General features: G+C 71.5%; 6 protein-coding genes. 2 read left to right on the forward strand and 4 right to left on the reverse strand.

Annotated features, from left to right (window positions below; all coding sequences use genetic code 11):
- On the forward strand, window positions 1-831 hold an 831-nt coding region (locus E1283_RS30950; RefSeq protein WP_132821489.1), incomplete at its 5' end, for a fumarylacetoacetate hydrolase family protein.
- An 84-nt stretch (window positions 832-915) separates the two neighbouring features.
- The gene (locus E1283_RS30955; protein ID WP_132821490.1) at window positions 916-1,731 is read left to right on the forward strand and encodes an IclR family transcriptional regulator; all 816 of its coding nucleotides are present in this window, start codon (window positions 916-918) and stop codon (window positions 1,729-1,731) included.
- 16 nt (window positions 1,732-1,747) lie between these two features.
- Here the strand turns inward: E1283_RS30955 and E1283_RS30960 are convergent, their stop codons facing one another.
- Genes E1283_RS30960 through E1283_RS30975 form a run of 4 tightly spaced genes read right to left on the reverse strand, consistent with a single transcriptional unit; the run spans window position 1,748 to window position 5,143 of the window.
- The gene (locus E1283_RS30960; protein WP_132821491.1) at window positions 1,748-2,743 is read right to left on the reverse strand and encodes an ABC transporter substrate-binding protein; all 996 of its coding nucleotides are present in this window, start codon (window positions 2,741-2,743) and stop codon (window positions 1,748-1,750) included.
- Window positions 2,740-3,507 carry an ABC transporter ATP-binding protein gene (locus E1283_RS30965; RefSeq protein ID WP_132821492.1) on the reverse strand — a complete coding sequence of 256 codons (768 nt, stop codon included), beginning with the start codon at window positions 3,505-3,507 and terminating at the stop codon, window positions 2,740-2,742. The genes E1283_RS30960 and E1283_RS30965 overlap by 4 nt, the downstream gene beginning before the upstream one ends.
- Entirely contained in the window at window positions 3,507-4,352 is an 846-nt protein-coding gene (locus E1283_RS30970) for an ABC transporter permease (RefSeq protein ID WP_132821493.1), read from the reverse strand. The genes E1283_RS30965 and E1283_RS30970 overlap by 1 nt, the downstream gene beginning before the upstream one ends.
- Entirely contained in the window at window positions 4,349-5,143 is a 795-nt protein-coding gene (locus E1283_RS30975) for an ABC transporter permease (protein WP_243745224.1), read from the reverse strand. The genes E1283_RS30970 and E1283_RS30975 overlap by 4 nt, the downstream gene beginning before the upstream one ends.
- Window positions 5,144-5,427: the final 284 nt, after the last annotated feature.

The following is a 5,427-nucleotide window of genomic DNA, read 5'->3' on the forward strand; positions in this document are numbered from 1 at the left end:
GAGCGGGCGCGGGTGGTCGACGTCACCGAGGCCCTGGGCTGGCCCCACGATCCGGACCCGCTGACCTCCGGTTGGTGGCGCCGGCTGTGCAGGGACTTCCCCGAGGCCCGGTCGCGCCTGGCGGCGGCCGCCGCGGCCGGCGAGGGGCGGCCGCTCGCCGGGACGCGGCTGCGGGCGCCCGCCGTCAACCCCAGCAAGATCGTGGCCTGCGCGTGCAACTACGCCGACCACGTGGCCGAGATGCACGGGGTCCAGGAGCGCACCCTGGGCGGCGTGGAGTCCTGGATGATGAACTTCGACGTCTTCCTGAAGTCGCCGTCCTCGCTCTCCGGCCCCGCCGACGACATCGTGCTCCCGGAGGAGATCGTCGCCGCGGGTCAGGAGATCCACCACGAGTCGGAGCTGGTGATCGTGGTGGGCCGGGGCGGTCGCGACATCCCGGAGGAGCGGGCGCTCGACCATGTTCTGGGCTACACGCTCGGGCTGGACATCACGGTGCGCTCGGCGGCCGACCGCTCCCGCCGCAAGAGCTATGACACCTTCAGCCCGCTCGGCCCGGTCCTGGTCACCGCCGACGAGATCGGCGACCCCGGCGCGCTGGAGATCCGGCTGGACGTCAACGGCGGCGAACGGCAACACGTCAACACCCGGGACCTGTTGACGCCCGTGCCGGCGATCGTCTCCTACGCCTCGCACATGATGACGCTGCTCCCCGGCGATCTGATCTTCACCGGCGCGCCGCCCGGAGTGGGGGCGATCGAGCCGGGCGACACCGTGCACGCGTCGATCGCCGGCGTGGGCGCGATGACCCTCGCCGTCCGGCAGGGCTGACCGCGCCCCGGGGTCCCGGGCGGCCGGTGGTTTCCTTACCGCCCGGGACCCCTCATCGGAAAAGAAGTGGGCTAGAATTCCTTCATGTCGAATGATGTTCCCGGGGCGCGCCGGGCCACCGCCCCGTCGAGCGGCGCCGGTTCGGGCCTCAGCTCCGTGGACAACGCCCTGCGGCTCCTCGAACTGATCGGGGAGCGGCAGGCGCTGCGCGTCTCGGAGGCCGCCGACGACCTGGGGGTCGCCCCCTCCACCGCCCACCGGCTGCTCAACGCGCTGCGCCGGCGCGGTTTCGTGCTCCAGGAGAAGCCCAACACCGCCTATCGGCCCGGCCCGGTGCTCAACGAGATCGGGCTGGCCGCCATCGGCCGGGTCGACATCCGGCAGGTGGCCAGGCCGGTGCTCGAGGACGTCAGGGACCGCACCGAGGAGACGGTCAGCCTCTCGCTGATCGAGGGGCGCAACGTCCGGTTCATCGACTGTGTGGAGAGTCCCCGCGCGGTCCGGGTCGGCAACCGCACCGGGGTGGTACTGCCGGCGCACTGCACCGCCGCCGGCAAGGCGATCCTGGCCGCCATGCCCGAGTCCGAGCTGGCCCGCCGGTTCGCGGACGCCGAGCTGGTCACCCGCACCGAGTTCTCGGTCGCCGAATGGCCCAGGCTGGCGGCCGAGTTGGCCGAGATCCGGCGGCTCGGCTACGCGGTCAACATCGAGGAGGGCGAGCTGGGCATCTCCGCCGTGGCCGCCGTGCTCCGGGACCGGGCCGGCACCCCGCTGGCCTCGGTGGCGGTCGTGGTCCCGGCGCACCGCCTCGCCGCCAGGGAGCAGGCGGGGCGGTTGGCCGAGCGGCTGCTGGTCGCCAGGGACCAGCTCCAGGAGACGCTGCGCGGGCAGCTCACCTGACCCCGTGCGCGGCGGGTCAGTCCGCCACCGCGCTTTCGTAGTCCAACTCCGCGTCCGTGAGCCCGATCTCCCGCATCACCGCGTGGATGGTCTCGATCGACTCCCGGTCGTTGCCGCCGTGCCAGACGGGCAGGTTCATCCGGCCGGCCAGCTCGGGGGACAGATCGCTGATCTCGGGCAGCGCCTCGCGGAAGGCCGCCGGGTCCTCGGCCACCGAACGCGCCGTCCGCTCGACGCCGGCCCGGAACGCCGCCACCAGCTCGGGGTCGTCCGCCACCCGCTCCGACGTCATCAGATAGGTGCCGATCTGCAACCCGGGCCGGGTGTTGACGTAGGGGCTGGCGAGCACCCGCAGACCCTGCGAACGGCCGATGGAGGCGAACGGCTCGATCAGCACGCCGGCGTCCACGTCCCCGCGCTCGATCGCCGCCGGGATGTCCGGCAACGGCATCTCCACGAAGCGGACGTCGTCGTTGGAAAGACCCGCCTCGGTCAGCACCGAGTTGACCACCACGTCATTGATGTTCTGGAGCGAGTTGACCGCGATCCTGGTCCCGTCCAGATCCTCGGGAGTGGTGATCGGGCTGTCCTCGGTGACCACCAGCGAGGCGAAGTCCTCCGCCGGGTCGTCCGCCGTGGAGGTGCCGGCCGCCACCATCTGGATCGGCATCCGCCGCCCCATGGCGATCATCGCCGAGACCACGTTGGAGCCGGCCACGTCGATGTCGCCGCTGAGCAGCGCGGGGATCACCGTCGCGCCACCGCTGGACGGGCTCACCCTCAGGTCGACCCCCTCGTCGGCGAAGTAGCCCCGGGACACCCCGTAGGCCAGGAACGAGGACGGCACGCCGGCGGTCTCCGAGACCACCAGGGTGTCGCCGTCCCCGCCGCCGGAGACGTTGGTCCCCGACAGGTCGCCCCCGTAGTCGCTGCAGGCCGCGGTGCCGAGCACCAGCAGCCCGGCGAGCACGCCGCCCACCGCGGACTTCCCGCCGCGTCGCCGCCGGCTCACGCCGCCACCGTCCCGCCGTCGATCGCGGCGAACAGCTCACCACGCAGCCGGGCGAACTCCGGGTTCTCCTTGGTGCGCACCTGGTCCCTGGGGCGCGGCAGGTTCACCGTCACCTCGTGGCCCACGGTGGCCGGCGGACGCAGCACCAGCACCCGGTCGGCGAGGTAGATCGCCTCGTCGATGTCATGGGTGACGAAGAGCACCGTCGTCTCGTAGCGCTCCCAGACCCGGAGCAGCAGATCCTCGAGACCCGACCTGGTCTGGGCGTCCACCGAGGCGAACGGCTCGTCCATCAGCAGGATCCGGGGCCGGTAGGCCAGCGCCCTGGCGATGGCCACCCGCTGCTGCATGCCCCCGGAGAGCTGCCAGGGGAAGCGGTCGCCCCGGCCGGCCAGGCCCACCGCGTCCAGCGCCTCCTCGGTCAGCGCCGCCGCCTCCCGGCGGTCCACCCCCCGGTAGCGCAGCGGGAAGGCGATGTTGCGGCGGACCGTCATCCAGGGCAGCAGCGAGCGGCTGTAGTCCTGGAAGACGAAGGCCATGTCCTTGGGCGGCCCCGTCACCGGCTCGCCGCGCAGCGTGATCTCGCCCGAGGTGAAGGGGATCAGGCCGGACAGGCACCGCAGCATCGTGGTCTTGCCGCACCCGGAGGAGCCCAGGATGCAGACGAACTCCCGGTCCTCCACGGTGAAGTCGAGGTCCGCCACGGCCGGCGCCGCGCTCGGGTCGGGGCCGTAGACCTTCCGCAGGTGGGAAACGTTGAGCATCAGACTTCTCCGTCGGACGAGGGGGCGGCGGAACGCGCCGACCGCTTGGTGGTTCCGGTGTTCTTGGCGGCGGCCGGCGAGGCCAGCCCCTTGAGGCCGAAGTGCCAGGCCAGCACCCGGCGTTCCAGGCGCTGGAAGAGCCAGTTGAGGACGTAGCCCAGCACCCCGAGCAGGATGATCCCCGTCCACATCTCGGGGATGGCGAAGGAGCGCTGCTGCTCCAGCACGAAGTAGCCGAGACCGTTGCTGCTGGCCACCATCTCGGAGACCACCATCAGGATGATCGCGATGGCCAACGAGGTGCGCATCCCGGCGAAGATCCGCGGCGCCGCGCCCGGCAGGATGATCCGCAGCACCCGGGCGCCCAGCGGGATGTGGTAGGCGCGGGCCATGTCCAGTTGCTGGCCGTCGACCCCCCGCACCCCGTCGATGGTGTTCAGCAGGATCGGCCAGACCGCCCCCAGCACGATCACGAAGATCTTGGAGCTGTCGCCGGAGCCGAAGAGCAGCAGGGAGAACGGGATCAGCGCCGGGGCCGGCAGCGCCCGCAGGAACTCCACCACCGGCTCGGCCGCGGTGCGCAGCATCCTGGACATGCCCAGCGCCAGGCCGAGCGCCACGCCGAGGACGACCGAGGCCAGGTAGCCGGCCGACATCCGCAGCAGCGAGGGCAGCAGGTCGCTGCCCACCCGGTCGAAGAGCCACAGGTCGCGGAAGTACTGGAGGATCTCGCCCAGCGGCGGGAAGTAGAAGCTCTGCGCCTGGGCCGTCCACAGGCCGTAGCCGACCAGCAGGGCGGCGGGCAGCGCCAGCTCCAGCAGGAGCCCGAGGACGCGTCGGTTCACTGGGCCACCTCCTGGCGCTGCGACGGGTGCCACTTCAGCAGCCGGCGCTCGACGGACTGGAAGGCGCTGTTGAGCAGCCAACCGACCAGTCCCGTGACGATGATCAGGGCGTACATCCGCGGCAGGTTGGCGTTGGACTGGGCCACCACGATCGACTGCCCGAGGCCGGGCGCGCCCACCACCAGCTCGGCGGTCACCGCCAACACCAGCGCGATGGCCGAGGAGATCCGCAGCCCGGTGGCGATGTAGGGGGCGGCGCTCGGCAGGGTGACCCGGAAGAACGTGGCGGTCGGCGGCAGCCCGTAGGACCGGGCGGTGTCCCGCACCACCGGGTCCACGTCCTGCACCCCGTAGATCACCTGGAGCAGGATCGGCCAGAAGGTGACGAAGACGATCAGGAAGACCTTCATCTCCAGGCCGACGCCGTAGACCAGTACCGCCAGGGGGATCAGCGCCACGGAGGGCACCGGGCGGCAGAACTCGATGACCACCCGGGCCGCCCGGTACGCCGTCCTGTTCGAGCCCAGCAGGATGCCGCAGGGCACGGCCAGCAGGGTGGCCAGCGTCAACCCCAGGGCCCAGCCGCTCAGCGTGCGGCCTATCTCCGTCCAGAGCGGATGCCCGGCGGCCAGCTTGAACAGCTCCGCGTAGGTCTCGGTGATCGGCGGGAACCAGTCGCGGGAGAGCAGCCCGGTGCGCGAACACACCTCCAACGCCAGGAGCACCACGAGCACCCCGGCGATCTTCAGCCCGAGGTCCCGCACCCAGCGTTGGCCGAGAAGGTGTGCCACGCGTCCCGGGCCGCCCGCCGGATGTGCCCGAGACATCCCCTGTGGAGCGCTTGTGACCGTTGCGGTCCCTTCGAGGCTCATGACATGACAGAGGTAGTTTCGGACCAGCTCATGGCGACTCCTTTGTGCTTGAACGGGGTGCCCTGCAAGTTACGACCTGTTTCCGCCTACAGCAATATGTTCGTCTGAACTTCCCTCTATAGGAAAAACCCGCGATCGGGGGGCCCGTCGCGCGGTGAGGGGGGCGCGCCGGAGCCGGGGCCCCGGACGCGGTGGGTGAGCTG

Origin of the sequence: Streptomyces hainanensis (assembly GCF_004348415.1) — a bacterium.
In the GTDB taxonomy this organism is placed as follows: Bacteria; Actinomycetota; Actinomycetes; order Streptomycetales; family Streptomycetaceae; genus Streptomyces; species Streptomyces hainanensis.